We start from the raw sequence: 14,041 nt of genomic DNA on the forward strand, positions 1-14,041 counted from the left end.
AAACCTACCCCTTTACGTGAAACAGCTCTGCCAGCTGAGCTTCATCCAGCTTGGAACCGATAACGCACAGCATGCCGGCAACAGCCGCTGCACCCCGACGAATTTCGCATTCTTCCGGCACCATATCAAAATGCAGCCAAGTACCATCGGTACACGGAACGATGCCTTTGGCCCGCAGAACTGTACCGGTAACCGCTCCCGCAGCAATCTGATCTAAGGCCTGCTGCAGCTCAGCTTCCTGATAAACATGGGCGGTCTGCACACCCCAGCTGGTAAACACTTCATCGGCATCATGGCCATGATGGTGGTGATGATGGTGATGATGTCCGCATCCACATTCTTCATCGTGATCGTGATGGTGTCCGCATCCACATTCTTCATCGTGATCGTGATGGTGTCCGCATTCGCATTCTTCATCATGATCGTGATGATGTCCACATTCACACTCTTCATCGTGATCGTGATGATGTCCGCATCCACATTCTTCTTCGTGATCGTGATGGTGTCCGCATTCGCACTCTTCATCGTGATCATGATGATGTCCGCATTCACATTCTTCATCGTGATCGTGATGATGTCCGCATTCGCATTCTTCTTCGTGATCGTGATGGTGCGGCAGACATTCATCTTCTTTCATCAGCTGTTCCATCAGTTCCTTCTGTTCCATAGCCTCCAGAATCTGTGCTCCACTGATCGCTTCCCAAGGGGTCGTAATGACAACCGCTTTCGGATTCTTTTCCCGAATTAAGGCAAGGCATTCCGCCAGCTTTTCTTCACTCAGCTTCTGTGTCCGGCTCAAAACAATGGTGTTTGCATGTTCAATTTGATCGTTAAAGAACTCACCGAAATTCTTCATATACATTTTGCATTTCGTCGCATCCGCTACGGTTGTGAAGCTGTGCAGCTCCATTTCTGTTTCTGCCTGGACGCCCTGAACCGCACCTATGACATCCGACAGCTTTCCCACTCCGGAGGGTTCAATTACAATGCGATCCGGTTTGAACTGTTCTTCGCATTTTTTCAAAGCTTCGGCAAAATCACCGACCAGACTGCAGCAGATGCAGCCTGAATTCATCTCTTTGATTTCAATTCCAGCTTCCTTTAAGAAACCACCGTCAATGCCGATTTCACCAAACTCATTTTCGATCAGGACGATCTTCTCTTTTGGAAAACCTTCCTGCAATAATTTTTTAATTAATGTCGTTTTTCCTGCGCCGAGAAATCCTGAAATAATATCAATTTGTGTCATGATTCATCCTTCTTTCTTTTTTATTCCGCAGATCTTTTCTACTGTGCCGCTGACTTTTCCGCTCCCTATTCAGGATCCGAATAAGCCTGTGTTCCTTATTTTAGCACTTTCCACTTAGAAATGACAGGTTTCTGCCTGTTCTGTTTCATTGTTGACCGATTTCCCATGTTCCATGCCGCTGTGTTATACTTCTTAACAAGAGAGGAGTTGTTCAATGTGAAAATCCAATGTGAACATTGCGGCGAGAACCTGACGAAAACGGTACGCACGGCTTTTGCCTGTTATGACGCCGGTCCGCTTGAGTGTCCTCATTGTCATGCCCTTCAATCGCGAAGTCTGACAGAAATTGATTTTCTGATGGATCAGCTGCTTACACTGTTGTTGATCCTTGGATTGATCCTGCTGCTGCCCTCGCTTATGCAAGTCCGTTCTGAGCTGTTGCCGTTGGCTAATCTTATCTCATTGGGCGGAGGTATTTTGCTTCTGGATCAATTTCGTTTATTTCTTTATCACTTCTCTCCGAGCATTTCCAGGCCGCTGTCTCCGCAGGCTCAGCTCAGCGTAAAAAACCGTTTCAATGCTTTGCGGCTGATTTATATTGGTATTCTTGTCTTCATTTTCATGGTTTTTAACGCGGTCTTTCCGCTCTTTATCCTGCTTTTGATCAGTCTGGTTCTTGTCAGTATACGGCTTATGTATCTATTGTTTCACTGATTTTTTGAAAGCAGGATATTCCTTGGATTTCAGCTTTTGTTTTTCTAATTTCATCAGACTCTGTTCAGGTCAAACTGCTCATTTTCCGCTATTTTCACAACCTGGAATATGGTACAATAAATCAAGGTGATATCTATGAAAGTTAACTGTGAAAACTGCAAAAAACCAATCACATCGCAGGTCAATACTCTTTTTGAACAATTTGAACCCGGTTCGGTCGTCTGTCCGCACTGTCATCATAAGCAAAAGCGTTATGTCAGCGAAGCTGATTTGTTGATTTATTTCTGTTTCAGCGCCGTACTTTACTCCGCAGTTCTCGTTTTGATCTTCTTCCTGCTGAATTGGAAGATGCAGGCCTGGGTTCTGATCCTGGCTGTCATCTTGTTTGTAATCACTTATTTTGTGATGAAATACGGCAGTGCTCAGATATATGAAAAAGCTTATTTTAAAGCAGATATCAAAAACAAGGTCATTCAGGAAGACGCCAATACCGTGCGCAAACGTTTAAAAACCCAATTTATCCTGTTTATGCTCGTGGCCTTTATGTTTGGGACTCAGCCTGAATTTGTACCATTCTTCTTCATCCTGATCTTTGCCTTTCTTTTGCTTACCCTCATTAAAGTGCGGTTGGCAATACGTAACGAAAGAGCCCAGAAGTAAATTCCGGACTCTTTTCTTTTTTGGATAAATTTCTTTAGGCTGTTGTTTATTTCTTGGCCGTATATTTACGGATATCCAACGCAACCGCGACGATAATAACAATGCCCTGTACGATGAACTGGTAGGAAGTATCGATCCGCAGGTACTGCATCGAAGTTTTCAGCAATTCAAAGACAAGCACACCCAGCAGAATGCCGGATACCTTGCCGACGCCGCCGTTGGTTGAAACACCGCCGATCGTACACGCCGCGATCGCTTCCAGTTCATAACCCAAGCCCAGGTTTACCGAGGCACCGCCGGATTTTGCCGCCAACAGGAAGCCTGCCAGGCCATACATCAAACCCGCCAGCGTATAGATTTTCAATTTCGAACGATTGACATTGACACCGGAGACTTCCGCTGCATTCTCGTTGCCGCCAATCGCATACATATATTTGCCATAGCGGGTTTTGTTATACAGGAACCAGAAGATCAGCCCTGCCGCAATTGCGATCAAAAATAACCACTTAAAGCTGAATTTCCCGATGACAAACATCGGATTGGTTGCTACTCCGGTAAAATCAGAACGCAGGCCGCCGACCGGATCTGCGCCGGAATAAACAAGGTTAATGCCATACACGATTGTCTGCATACCCAAGGTTGCCAAAAACGGCGGAACTTTCAGATAAGCAACAACACAGCCATTCAGCAAACCGAAGAATGCCGTGATCAGCATGACGATCAAAAGCACGACAACTAACGGCATCTGCGGCAGATTTTCAAAGAATTTTGCAGTATAATCCGGCCGCTGCAGCAGCGTACAGGCAATAACTCCGCCGAATCCGACCATTCGTCCAGCCGACAGGTCAGTTCCTTTTGTAATCAGACAGCCGCTGACGCCCAAAGCGATGATAAAACGCGGAGTGACATTGGTAATGATATTGCTGTAATTCGGTCCGCTGAAAAATCCTTTACGGGTAAAACCGACAAAGAGCACCAGCAGGACTAAAAGTATTACGATGGCATTATTGCTTAGAAAATCGGTTACCTTTTTCTTATTGAATTCCATGGTAGTCCCTCCCCTTACATATATTTCGTCGCCAGACTCATGATTTCCTCCTGAGTCGTGGTCTTACTGTCAACAAAACCGGTAACGCGGCCTTCGCACATCACCATGATCCGATCACTCATCCCGATCAATTCCGGCATTTCGCTGGAAATCATGATAATCGCTTTGCCCTGCTTGGCCAGATCGGCGATAATCGTATAAATTTCATACTTTGCGCCAACGTCGATACCGCGGGTTGGCTCATCCAGAATCAGAATCTCCGGATCGTTGGCAAGCCAGCGGGCGATGATGACTTTCTGTTGGTTGCCGCCCGATAGTGACTGAATCTGTGTTTTTGTACTCGGTGTTTTTATGCTCATCTTATCGATGTTGTCCTTCACCAAACTATCCAGCTTCTTGTTATTCAGCACTACACCATAATCAATGTATTTGTCCAGCGAAGCCACGCCAACATTGTCAGAAATGGACAGAACCCCGAAAATTCCGGTAGCCCGGCGATCTTCCGTCAATAAAGCAATACCCTTTTTAATCGCATCCCGCGGATGATGAATCTTGATCGTTTCATTTTTATAGGTAACGGTTCCGGATTCAATATGCCGAACCCCAAACAGCCCTTCCATTAATTCTGTTCGCTGGGCGCCGACCAAACCGCCAATGCCCAGAATCTCGCCTTTTTTTAATTCAAAAGAGACATCACGGAAGCTGCGCGGATCAATCGAAGTAAAGTTTTCAACTTTTAGAACAACCTCACCTGGAACATTGGACCGCGGCGGGAAACGATTAGTCAGCTCACGGCCAACCATGCGCTGAATGATCAAATCTGTCGTTAACTCGCCTGCCGGCCAAGTACCGACGTAAGTACCATCACGCATGATCGTCACTTCATCGGAGATTTTTAGAATTTCTTCCATCTTATGAGAAATATAAATAATCGATACGCCCTTAGAACGGAGCTTATTGATAATATCGAACAGTCCCTCAACTTCGTTTTCCGTCAGCGATGACGTCGGCTCGTCCATGATCACGATCTTGGCATTGACAGAAACAGCCTTGGCGATTTCAACCGACTGCATTTGCGAAACGGACAGCGTTCCCAATTTGACTTTGGGATTGAAATCCAGATTGACTTCTTTTAAGAGGTCTTCCGTTTCCTTATACATCCGCGCATGATCCACCACCTGTACCGGCCCGATTCGTTTCATTGGATAGCGGCCGCAGAAAATATTCTCAGCGATACTGCGGTCCGGAATGGGCTGCAGTTCCTGATGAACCATTGCAATGCCCCGATGCAGCGCGTCGTTGGTATCTTTGATATCCACTTCTTCATCGTTGAAAATAACCTGTCCTTCATCCTTTTTATAGATGCCGAACAAACATTTCATCAGTGTGGACTTGCCGGCTCCGTTTTCACCCATTAACGCGTGAACGGTTCCCGGACGGACATTCAGACAGACGCGGTCGAGCGCTTTAACGCCAGGGAAGCTTTTACTTATATTTTTCATCTGTAAAATATAGTCGCTCATGAATAAATCCCCTTCCTCTTTGAAATCCAGAAAAATTAAGTGTGCGCGAAGGCACACTTAATTTTCGAATTCTTTTACTTATTTGTACTTATCAACGTTTTCCGGAGTAACCTTAATGTAGTCAATCCAGTAGTAAGCGTCCAGCTTATCACCATTTACTGCCATAACGGCGCAGTCAACTGCTTTATGCGACTGATTGATATGGTCGTTCAGAACTGTACCTGTCATACCGCCGGTCGAAACCAGGTCAACGGCTTCTGCCAAAGCATCAACGCCGACCAGATAAATATCTTCACCGACTTTGCGGCCTGCCGCTGTGATTGCCTGAGCTGCGCCCAAAGCCATCGCGTCATTGTTGCAGAAGACAGCTTCAATCTTATCACCATATTGAGTTAAAGCATTCGCTACGATTTCCTGACCCTTTGCCTGATCCCAATCGCCGCGCTGTTCATCTAATTTTTCAACTTTCAAACCAGAAACGGCTTCGTATTGAGAAATCGAAAATTCTGTACGATACTTCGCATCAACATTTTCCGGATCGCCGACAACCATGACATACTGTAAAACACCGTCGCCGTTCAGATCGCCTTTGTTCGGCAGATCCGCGATCAGTTCGCCCTGATACTTGCCTGACTGACGAGCATCAGCGCCGACATAAGTAATCATGCCTGGGAATTTCTTCATATCTTCTTCGCTTGGTTCACGGTTGATGAAAATGCATGGCTTGTTTGCAGCTTCGCACTTATCAATGACGGTTGCGGCAGAAGTAGCCTGGACTAAGTTAATGATCAGAGCGTCATAGTCCTGAGCGATGAAGTTATCAATCTGGTTGGTCTGTTCAGCCATATCGCCTTTACCGTCCTGAATTGTGACCTGATATTCTACTTCGTCAGTATTCAGCGTTTTGAAATAGCTTTCGATTTCCTTCCGGTACAGCGTCATGAAGTTATCATCAAATTTGTAGATGGAGACGCCGATGTTGTAAACTTTTTTGTCGGTATTAGCTCCGCCGTTATCCGTTGGGGTATCATTATTACCGCCGCCGTTGTTGGAGCATGCAGCAAGGGATAATACCATCAATGCTGATGCAAGAAAAGCAAATAGTTTTTTCATCTTTTTCCCTCCGTATAGCTTCTGTATACGCTTACATTCTATGACGTTTCAAGTCGCAGTGTCAATGAATCCAGATAAACTTTCAGCATGTTTTATCTAGTTTTAGTAAAATCTATTTTTATTTAATTCGACAATTAATGTTAAAGAATGCCTTTATCATTGGCTTTTTCCAATTTTATCCAGATTGTAAGATAAAATGTAAGCGGTAACACTTTTAGTAAAACATCAAGTTCATTGTGATTTATTTAGTAAATTATTTTGACTTGTTCACTGAAATTCGTTAGAGTAAGAATGAGAGAAGAGTTGATAACGATGTCTACGATTAAAGAAATTGCCCAGCGGGCCGGCGTATCCGCAGCCGCCGTATCGCGGATACTCAACTATGATCCAACTTTAAAGGTTGCGGAACAAACGCGCCAACGAGTCTTCGATGAAGCGAAGAAACTGGGCTATGTCAAACGTAAAATCAAAACGAAGAATAATTATAATCCGATCCGGATCGGCATCGTGCAGTGGTATTCAATCGAAAAAGAACTGAATGATCCGTTTTACCTGTCGATCCGAATCGGAGCAGAAAGTTATCTAAATCAAAACAACATTGAAATGATCCGTTCCTTTCGCGGCGATCCGGACTTTTTAAGCAAGCTTTCAATGCTGGACGGTCTGATCTGCATCGGCAAGTTCTCCAATCAGGAAATCAGTGAGTTCCGCAAACTGACTGACAAAGTTATTTTTGTTGATCTGTATATGCCGAAAATATTTGTAAACACCATTGTCATGGATTTCCGCACCGCTGTCTTGGAAGGTCTGGAATACCTCAGCGGTTTAGGCCACACCCGAATTGGTTTTCTGGGTGGTATTGAACATACTTCCGACGGCGAGGTCTACTTTGAACAACGATTCCATTGTTATCAGGAATTCTGCCGGCATAAAAACTGGGATAACAGCCGCTATGTCCGACGTGATCAATTCACGGTTGAATCCGGTTATGCGATGATGCTCGACTTGATCGCCGCGCATACGGTCCCAACAGCTTTGTTCTGTGCCAGTGATGCGATCGCGATGGGCGCACTGCGGGCATTGCATGAGAACAATTACCTTGTACCCGAAGACATTTCAATCTTAGGTTTTAATAATAATCAGAATACGGCTTATACGAATCCGCCGCTGACGACAATTTACGCTCCGGCTCGGCAAATGGGCGAGCTGGCTGCCCAGTTTATCACGCAGTTTGCAACGAAAGATAAAATCTATCCGATGCAGATCACGCTGCCGTGTTCTCTGATTCTGCGCCAATCCTGTACTCGTCCGCGTTCAAAAACAAAATAAGCCCTCCTTTGACTCCGTTTTTTATTGAAGTCACTCTTGCTTTATCATTCAGCTGGAAAGATCATCATGACAAGAATTGATTATAGGCAGAAGCTATTCACTTCACCGCAAGCTTCTGTTCAGCCTTGCTTAGTCCTTATTTTTAACAGAGTTTTGATGAAGCCAGGTATGAAACTGATCGGTACAAAAACGAATAAATTCCCGGGCAGAAATTTCCTGATTGTGACGCAGCGCCAAGATAACAAAGAAAACCTCTGAAAGGGTCAGATAAACATCCTTTCCATCAAAAACAAAAAGATTGGGAATCTGCAAAAAGTCTAGGCTCCCGCCCCAGAATATTTTATCAATTAAGCTGCAGAAGCATCCAGCCAAACCACAGATCATGATGATTCTGACAACAATGGTGGTTTTTTTTCCGCTTGATTTTATAGAATCGATAACCTCCCCAATAAAGAAAAAGAATGATCAGATTAATCACGATCAATAGCAATGGATTGGACAACAGCGAAAGAAATTGACCACCGTAGGAAAGCTGCGTGTTCTGGATAGGATAAAACCGCAGCCATCCATCAATCAACGTGAATTCGCAATCCATAAACCGGTTGGCAATCACCAGCTTGATGATTTGATCAAACATGATCAACCCCCGACAGGAAGAACCCATAAACGAAATCGTTTCATCCTTTGACCACCTCGTATTTTTGTATTGGTTCAATTCTATCATAAACAAACTGGATATGACATTATTCGGTTTTTTTATGCATCGACAATCTGTTTAAGACAAAGGAAAAAGCTGCGGGTAAGATTCTTTTCGCAGCTCCATTATTTCTTTGTTGTTCGGTTTAAGGACGCAGGCCTGATCCCCCCTGCAGTGTGATCGTTTCCCCGCTGATATAGGATGCATCTTCACTGGCTAAGAAAAGGCAGGTTCTGCCGATATCCTTTTCCGCATCGCCGAAGCGCCCTAACGGAACACCCTTGATCGTCTTGGCATAGACATCTGGATATTCTTCTTTCCATTTTCTCAGCTGTTCAGTTTCAACTAATGGGCAGACAACGTTGACGTTAATCCCATATTCGCCCCACTCCGTAGCCGCAACCCGGGACAACCCGCGGATTCCTTCCTTCGCCGCGGCGTAGGATGCCTGACCCAATCGACCGGCCAGACCCGCGCCGGAAGCGAAATTGATCACGCTGCCCTGAGTTTCTTTTAAATAAGGGAAAGCTGCACGCATCATGAAGAAGGTTGCATACAGGCCGGAATAGATGGCCAGATCAAAATCCGATTTTGTATGATCCGCTAACATGACACCCGATTTGGAAGCTTGAGCATTGTTGATCAGAACATCCAGATGTCCGGTCATTTCAATCGCCTTGGCAACAACCTTCGCCGCAGTTTCTTCCTGGCCGAGATCCCCGGCGACATAGCCCACACGAATGCCGTAAGCCGATTCCAATTTTTCTTTTGCTTGTGCTAAAGCCGATTCCTGACGTCCGGTAATGACAATGTCAGCACCTTCTTTGGCAAAGGCCGTTGCGACACCGAAACCGATCCCCTTGCCGCCACCGGTAATAATGACTGTCTTTGATTTCATTTTCATAAATTTCTCCTTTTGATTTCTATCGATAAGCTCATCCACGATTACGATTCAATTTTTTCAAAGGCTGAGGCTGGAGCGCTGCAGACCGGGCAAATGAAATCCGGCGGCAGAATTTCGCCCTCATAGACATAACCGCACAACAGGCAACGCCATCCGCTGACTTTTTTCTTCTCTTCCTGATAGCTCGGTGCATTTTTCGGCGTTCTGCCATTTTTCACCTGATGATAATATTCATAAGTCATCACCGGTTCATTATCCAACACTTCACTGCCGACAACCTCGGCAATAAACAGAACATGCGTTCCCAAATCCATTGTCTTTACAACTTTGCAGGAGAAGCGGGAAGCCGCATGTGCTTTAACATAAGGCAGCCCCTGTTCATCCTTTCCGCAATCCAGTCCGGCAAACTTATCCGTATCCCGGCTGCAGTGAAAACCAAACCGACCGATCAGTTCCATATCGGCACTCTGTTGTAAAACGGTAACAGCGAATTTCCCGCTCTTTTCAATCATCTGTTCTGTCGCGTTGTCCTTATTTAAAGTCACACTGACCTGAGCTGGCGAACTGGTCACCTGATTGAAAGTATTGGCAATACAGCCAGCCTGCTTGCCTTCGGCCTCTGTACTGATGATGTATAAACCATAACTAAGTTTGAAAAATGCTTTCGGATCCATGATTGCCCTCCTTTATCAATAATGATTATCATTTTCTATTAACATTATCTTCCAGAACGTTCTGTTTGTCAACAACTTTAATTCCAGTTTTTATCCAAAAAGATCAACTGTGGAACAATGCATTCATCACCAACGCAGATTTACTTTTCTCACGATTCCCCTTTTTTTCGATTTAAACCCTATTTTATCCACAAAACTCACGGACTGAGACAAAAGAAAAACAGATCATCGGAATAATCTGCTTCATTTTTTATCAGCTCTGTCATCCTTTTGACATAGAGTCCTGAGCTTGCGGCGTCAGTCTGACGCGCTCTTTCTGTTCGATCTGGATCACGACGAAACGAAAAATGTTCAGCTTACAGCGCCGTCCCTTTCTTAGGGATGAAAAATTGACTGAGGTCAACGCCCTCCCGCTGGAGCAGCCAGATTTTCTTATCGATTCCGCCGGCATAGCCAGTTAAGCTTCCCTGTGTTCCAACAACCCGATGGCAGGGAATAATAATCGAAATCGGATTATGCGCAACAGCACCGCCGACAGCCTGCGCGGACATGCTTGATACATGGTGACGATTGGCCAGTTCCTGCGCGATCTTTCCATAGGTTGTCACTTCCCCATACGGAATTTCACACAGGATCTTCCATACTTCTTGGCGGAACTGACTGCCCGAGGGCGCAAGGCTTAATTCGCTGATCCGCGGTTGTTCCCCGGCAAAGTAGCGGTCAAGCCACCGTCTAGTCTGACAAAGGATCTCAGAATCTTCTCGATCCTGCATTTCTTCGCGCAGTGATCCTTTATCATACTTCTGCCCTTGCAGCCACAGACCGATCAGCTGTCCCCCGCTTTCCGCCAGCAGTAAATTTCCAACTGGCGAGACATAATTTTGCGTATAGATCATTTTTCTCCTCCTGCGATTTATCTGGATATGGGTCAGACAATCTGTCTTTCCATCGCTTGTTATTTCTGTACTGCCTTTTGGGTCTGCGGTTTCTTTGACTTTGGCGCATAATCCCGCATTCCTTCGATCGCTCCGCCGGCCACCGCCCACAGATACAGACTGGCTGTACTGCTGTAAGGACTGAAGCGCCTTCGATATTTTTCAAACAACCGGCGGTCTATTTTGCGATGATGGTAGACCATCCGCAAACCACGCAGAATGGCCAGATCCCCATAGCTGAATACATCCGGACGTTCAAGACAGAACAACAAAATCATTTCCGCTGTCCACACGCCGATCCCTTTCAATTTAACCAGCTCATCTATCACCGCCTGGTCCGGCAGCTGCTTCAGCTCTTCCAGGTCCAGTTCCCCAGCCTGAATCCTGCGGGCAAAATCCTCGATATATGCCACTTTTTTAAAGGTGATTCCGCACGCCTGCAGGCGTTGTTCTCCAGCCTCCAGGATGGTCGTGGCATTGATTTCTTCCAGATCTTCCTGCATCCGCTTCCAGATTGTCTGCTGCGCCTTCGTGGAAATTTGCTGACCAATGATGTGATGAATGATCGCTGAAAAAAGATCATCATCGACGGTACGTTCAATCCAGCCGATCTGATCGATCACACTGCCCAGTTTGGGATCACGCCGCTTTAAATAATTGATTTCTGTTTCACCGTACCTGAATACAGCTTTTTTCTCTTCACCCATGCCTTAACCTCCGCCTTGATGCCGATCTTATGCTAACTGACTGCTATTAATAAAAGGAAGGAAGTTCAGTATACTGGACTTTTTATCAATATGCCTGCTTGACTTCCTCCACGAATCATGGATTTCTGCGAATTTGAAGTGATTTCCAGTTTTCCGAGCTTTACTCGTAAGTTCCCCGAACAAGGAACTGCCGATCCTTCATCATCAGCTTTCCGCGTGCGATGACGGTATCAACAGCCAGATTTTCATCCAGCAGCACGATATCCGCATCCATTCCTTCCTGCAGCCGGCCCTTGTGCTTCAGCTGCAGCGCGTCGGCAGGATTGCTTGTCACATAGCTCAAGGCTTCAGCCAAATCAAAATGATTTTCCTTCACCATCCGCACCAGCTGTTCATGCAGAGCTTTGACGCTGGACACGCCGATTTGGGTCAGATTGCCGCGATCATCATAATTGGACCAGCTTCCCTGCCCATCCGAGCTCAGCGTAATCCGGCTGTGATCCAGTCCTCGCTGTTTAGCCATTTCGATATAATCCCCGCAGCTTTTTTCCCGGCTCGATCCCGCCGTCAGATCAATCCAGCCGCCCATTTGTAAGAAATCGAGCGCCTGTTCAAACAAGACAGGATTGCGCGTCACATGCGTCGGATGAAAAACCTTCGCCGGAATCGCAGTCTGTTTCAGAGCATCAAAGACCTTGTTCAATCCCTGCGGATCATCCCCCATATGCAGGGTCACAATTCCTGCCTTACCGGAAAGCATCCCGGCCACCCGGACATCGGAAGCCAGACGAATCAGTTCATCCAATGTCACGTTGCTGCTGCGATGATCAGCCAGGGCCAGCTTGACGCCGATCACTTCGTCAATAAACAAGATATCCTTCTTCACATCGCCGGTCAGCGTCACGCTGGGATAACTGTATGAGCCGGTCAGACACACTACGCTGAGTCCTTCCTCTTTCAGCGCTTTCGCTTTGGATATCAAATTTTCCACAGAACGGGAAAAGCCGTCGGTTCCCAACAATCCCACGGCTGACGTGATTCCGCCTTCGATCAAGGCCGAGAGCTGCACTTCCGGTGTTTTGGTATGAAAGCTGCCTTCCCCGCCTCCGCCAGTAATGTGAATGTGCTGGTCAATCAATCCCGGAACCGCGATCTTCCCGCGGGCGTCAATGACCTCTGCTTCCCGGCAATCCAGATGCTCCGCCATCTTCACAATCTGTCCGCCGGCGATCAAAATATCCTGACGTCCCGCAAAATCCGGGGCGTATACGTCTGCCTGTTGTAATACGATCATAAAAACCTCCTGTTTTTCTTTCATTTTAGCACGATGTCGGGTGTCGGAACAGAGAAGAAAGGGTATAATGGAAGCAGAATTAAGCAGGGAGAACTCTCGGATGAATGAACTGATCAATTTTGCCCTCAAAGCCACAATTGTCTACTTCGCTGTGTTTTGCTTATTTTATATCAGTGATAAACGGCGGATCATCAACGGCGTATTGTTAACAATCGGACTCTTTCTAATTCTGGCTGACTTCACGCTGCTCGCCTTGAACACGCACGGTTCTTTCTGGCTGCTTGCGGGGATCGGCCTGTTTCTGTCCGCGTTGTTTTTCTTCCCCATTTTATCCCTGATCCTGGGCACCGTCTTTCTGATCCGTTCGCCGCAGCTGTGGGCCAAAGAAGGCATAAGTCTTCAGCACAGTCTGTCGCTGATCTTTGGTCTGGCCTTCCTTTTGGGCTGGCTGGTCCTTCCCATGGGTCTGTCGCATTCCCAATCACTGCCATGGTTTCTCAATTTGGCGCTGCTTGCGGGCACTGTCCTGTACCTGTATCTGATTTTTACGTTTGTCTGTTACCTCGTATCGAGCTGGCTGTTTAAGCTGAACCGACCGCTTTTGAATCAGGACTTCCTGATCATCTTAGGCTGCAAAGTAAACGACCAAGGCTTAACTCCTTTGTTAAAACAGCGCTGTGATCGGGCCCTGGCTTTTTATCATAAGCAGGAGGCTAAAAAGAAGCGGCTTTTCCCCAGCCGAAAAAAGTCGCTGATCCTGATTCCTTCCGGCGGGCAGGGGCCGGATGAGCCGCGGGCGGAAGCGGAGGTGATGAAGGAATACCTGATGGAACAGGGTGTGCCGGAAGCTCGGATTCTGGTGGAAAACAAGTCCGTCAACACCTATGAAAATATAGTCTTTTCCAAACAGCTTATGGATCAGCAGAAAAAGCGCTACAAATGTCTGTTCTGCACCAGTGATTACCATGTATTCCGCGCTGGACTGCTTTCCCGCAAAGCGGGTATCCGGCGCTGCAGCGGCATCGGCTCACGAACTGTGACATATTTTTCCTACAATGCTTTTTTAAGGGAGTATATCGCCGCGATGATGATGCACAAGAAATTTCATCTGATTGTCGCTGGGATTTTATGTCTGCCATGGATTGTCGCGGCGCTGCTGCTTCTGGCGGCGTTGGTCATCCGTCTGCTGTAAAG

15 protein-coding genes are annotated in these 14,041 nt (G+C 46.4%); 4 read left to right on the forward strand and 11 right to left on the reverse strand.

Annotated elements, in window-relative coordinates; translation table 11 throughout:
* Positions 1-4: 4 nt before the first annotated feature.
* Entirely contained in the window at positions 5-1,249 is a 1,245-nt protein-coding gene (locus tag MCG46_RS14490; protein WP_240280596.1) for a CobW family GTP-binding protein, read from the reverse strand.
* 216 nt (positions 1,250-1,465) lie between these two features.
* Here MCG46_RS14490 and MCG46_RS14495 point away from each other — a divergent pair, with 216 nt between their 5' ends.
* Both MCG46_RS14495 and MCG46_RS14500 read left to right on the forward strand, forming a co-directional pair.
* Complete coding sequence (locus MCG46_RS14495; RefSeq protein WP_240280597.1) at positions 1,466-1,963, forward strand: hypothetical protein; 498 nt, start codon at positions 1,466-1,468, stop codon at positions 1,961-1,963.
* A 135-nt stretch (positions 1,964-2,098) separates the two neighbouring features.
* Positions 2,099-2,623: a hypothetical protein gene (locus MCG46_RS14500; RefSeq protein WP_240280598.1), complete on the forward strand. Its 525-nt coding sequence runs from the start codon at positions 2,099-2,101 to the stop codon at positions 2,621-2,623.
* A 46-nt stretch (positions 2,624-2,669) separates the two neighbouring features.
* Here the strand turns inward: MCG46_RS14500 and MCG46_RS14505 are convergent, their stop codons facing one another.
* From MCG46_RS14505 to MCG46_RS14515, 3 genes are all read right to left on the reverse strand, one after another.
* A complete protein-coding gene (locus tag MCG46_RS14505) occupies positions 2,670-3,671 on the reverse strand; it encodes a galactose/methyl galactoside ABC transporter permease MglC (RefSeq protein WP_240280599.1) in 1,002 nt (333 codons plus the stop codon).
* 14 nt (positions 3,672-3,685) lie between these two features.
* Positions 3,686-5,194, reverse strand: coding sequence for a sugar ABC transporter ATP-binding protein (locus MCG46_RS14510; protein ID WP_020224418.1), 1,509 nt, complete (start codon positions 5,192-5,194; stop codon positions 3,686-3,688).
* A 78-nt stretch (positions 5,195-5,272) separates the two neighbouring features.
* Positions 5,273-6,307, reverse strand: coding sequence for a substrate-binding domain-containing protein (locus MCG46_RS14515; RefSeq protein WP_240280600.1), 1,035 nt, complete (start codon positions 6,305-6,307; stop codon positions 5,273-5,275).
* A gap of 312 nt (positions 6,308-6,619) precedes the next feature.
* Between MCG46_RS14515 and MCG46_RS14520 the strand changes: the two genes are divergently transcribed.
* Complete coding sequence (locus MCG46_RS14520) at positions 6,620-7,636, forward strand: LacI family DNA-binding transcriptional regulator (protein WP_240280601.1); 1,017 nt, start codon at positions 6,620-6,622, stop codon at positions 7,634-7,636.
* 129 nt (positions 7,637-7,765) lie between these two features.
* Here MCG46_RS14520 and MCG46_RS14525 read toward each other — a convergent pair whose 3' ends face one another.
* From MCG46_RS14525 to iadA, 7 genes are all read right to left on the reverse strand, one after another.
* Complete coding sequence (locus MCG46_RS14525; RefSeq protein WP_240280602.1) at positions 7,766-8,020, reverse strand: signal peptidase II; 255 nt, start codon at positions 8,018-8,020, stop codon at positions 7,766-7,768.
* On the reverse strand, positions 7,980-8,273 hold the full coding sequence (locus tag MCG46_RS14530; RefSeq protein WP_240280603.1) for a signal peptidase II: 294 nt from the start codon (positions 8,271-8,273) through the stop codon (positions 7,980-7,982). Before MCG46_RS14530 ends, MCG46_RS14525 begins: the two co-directional genes overlap by 41 nt.
* Before the next feature lie 205 nt (positions 8,274-8,478).
* Positions 8,479-9,237: an SDR family NAD(P)-dependent oxidoreductase gene (locus MCG46_RS14535; RefSeq protein WP_240280604.1), complete on the reverse strand. Its 759-nt coding sequence runs from the start codon at positions 9,235-9,237 to the stop codon at positions 8,479-8,481.
* 41 nt (positions 9,238-9,278) lie between these two features.
* Positions 9,279-9,911, reverse strand: a complete 633-nt coding sequence (locus MCG46_RS14540; protein ID WP_240280605.1) for a flavin reductase — start codon at positions 9,909-9,911, stop codon at positions 9,279-9,281.
* 356 nt (positions 9,912-10,267) lie between these two features.
* Positions 10,268-10,807 carry a methylated-DNA--[protein]-cysteine S-methyltransferase gene (locus tag MCG46_RS14545; RefSeq protein WP_240280606.1) on the reverse strand — a complete coding sequence of 180 codons (540 nt, stop codon included), beginning with the start codon at positions 10,805-10,807 and terminating at the stop codon, positions 10,268-10,270.
* 59 nt (positions 10,808-10,866) lie between these two features.
* The gene (locus MCG46_RS14550; RefSeq protein WP_240280607.1) at positions 10,867-11,553 is read right to left on the reverse strand and encodes a DNA-3-methyladenine glycosylase family protein; all 687 of its coding nucleotides are present in this window, start codon (positions 11,551-11,553) and stop codon (positions 10,867-10,869) included.
* A 160-nt stretch (positions 11,554-11,713) separates the two neighbouring features.
* Positions 11,714-12,847, reverse strand: a complete 1,134-nt coding sequence (iadA, locus tag MCG46_RS14555) for a beta-aspartyl-peptidase (RefSeq protein WP_240280608.1) — start codon at positions 12,845-12,847, stop codon at positions 11,714-11,716.
* 100 nt (positions 12,848-12,947) lie between these two features.
* Between iadA and MCG46_RS14560 the strand changes: the two genes are divergently transcribed.
* A complete protein-coding gene (locus MCG46_RS14560) occupies positions 12,948-14,039 on the forward strand; it encodes a YdcF family protein (RefSeq protein ID WP_240280609.1) in 1,092 nt (363 codons plus the stop codon).
* Positions 14,040-14,041: the final 2 nt, after the last annotated feature.

Source organism: Holdemania massiliensis, assembly GCF_022440805.1.
In the GTDB taxonomy this organism is placed as follows: Bacteria; Bacillota_I; Bacilli_A; order Erysipelotrichales; family Erysipelotrichaceae; genus Holdemania; species Holdemania massiliensis_A.

Coding starts and splice junctions, on each gene's coding strand:
- MCG46_RS14500 (WP_240280598.1), top strand. CDS start 2,099: ATGAAAGTTAACTGTGAAAACTGCAAAAAACCAATCACATCGCAGGTC.
- MCG46_RS14520 (WP_240280601.1), top strand. CDS start 6,620: ATGTCTACGATTAAAGAAATTGCCCAGCGGGCCGGCGTATCCGCAGCC.
- MCG46_RS14560 (WP_240280609.1), top strand. CDS start 12,948: ATGAATGAACTGATCAATTTTGCCCTCAAAGCCACAATTGTCTACTTC.
- MCG46_RS14490 (WP_240280596.1), bottom strand. CDS start 1,249: ATGACACAAATTGATATTATTTCAGGATTTCTCGGCGCAGGAAAAACG.
- MCG46_RS14550 (WP_240280607.1), bottom strand. CDS start 11,553: ATGGGTGAAGAGAAAAAAGCTGTATTCAGGTACGGTGAAACAGAAATC.
- MCG46_RS14530 (WP_240280603.1), bottom strand. CDS start 8,273: ATGTTTGATCAAATCATCAAGCTGGTGATTGCCAACCGGTTTATGGAT.
- MCG46_RS14525 (WP_240280602.1), bottom strand. CDS start 8,020: ATGATCTGTGGTTTGGCTGGATGCTTCTGCAGCTTAATTGATAAAATA.
- MCG46_RS14545 (WP_240280606.1), bottom strand. CDS start 10,807: ATGATCTATACGCAAAATTATGTCTCGCCAGTTGGAAATTTACTGCTG.
- MCG46_RS14535 (WP_240280604.1), bottom strand. CDS start 9,237: ATGAAAATGAAATCAAAGACAGTCATTATTACCGGTGGCGGCAAGGGG.
- MCG46_RS14540 (WP_240280605.1), bottom strand. CDS start 9,911: ATGGATCCGAAAGCATTTTTCAAACTTAGTTATGGTTTATACATCATC.
- MCG46_RS14510 (WP_020224418.1), bottom strand. CDS start 5,194: ATGAGCGACTATATTTTACAGATGAAAAATATAAGTAAAAGCTTCCCT.
- MCG46_RS14505 (WP_240280599.1), bottom strand. CDS start 3,671: ATGGAATTCAATAAGAAAAAGGTAACCGATTTTCTAAGCAATAATGCC.
- MCG46_RS14515 (WP_240280600.1), bottom strand. CDS start 6,307: ATGAAAAAACTATTTGCTTTTCTTGCATCAGCATTGATGGTATTATCC.
- iadA (WP_240280608.1), bottom strand. CDS start 12,847: ATGATCGTATTACAACAGGCAGACGTATACGCCCCGGATTTTGCGGGA.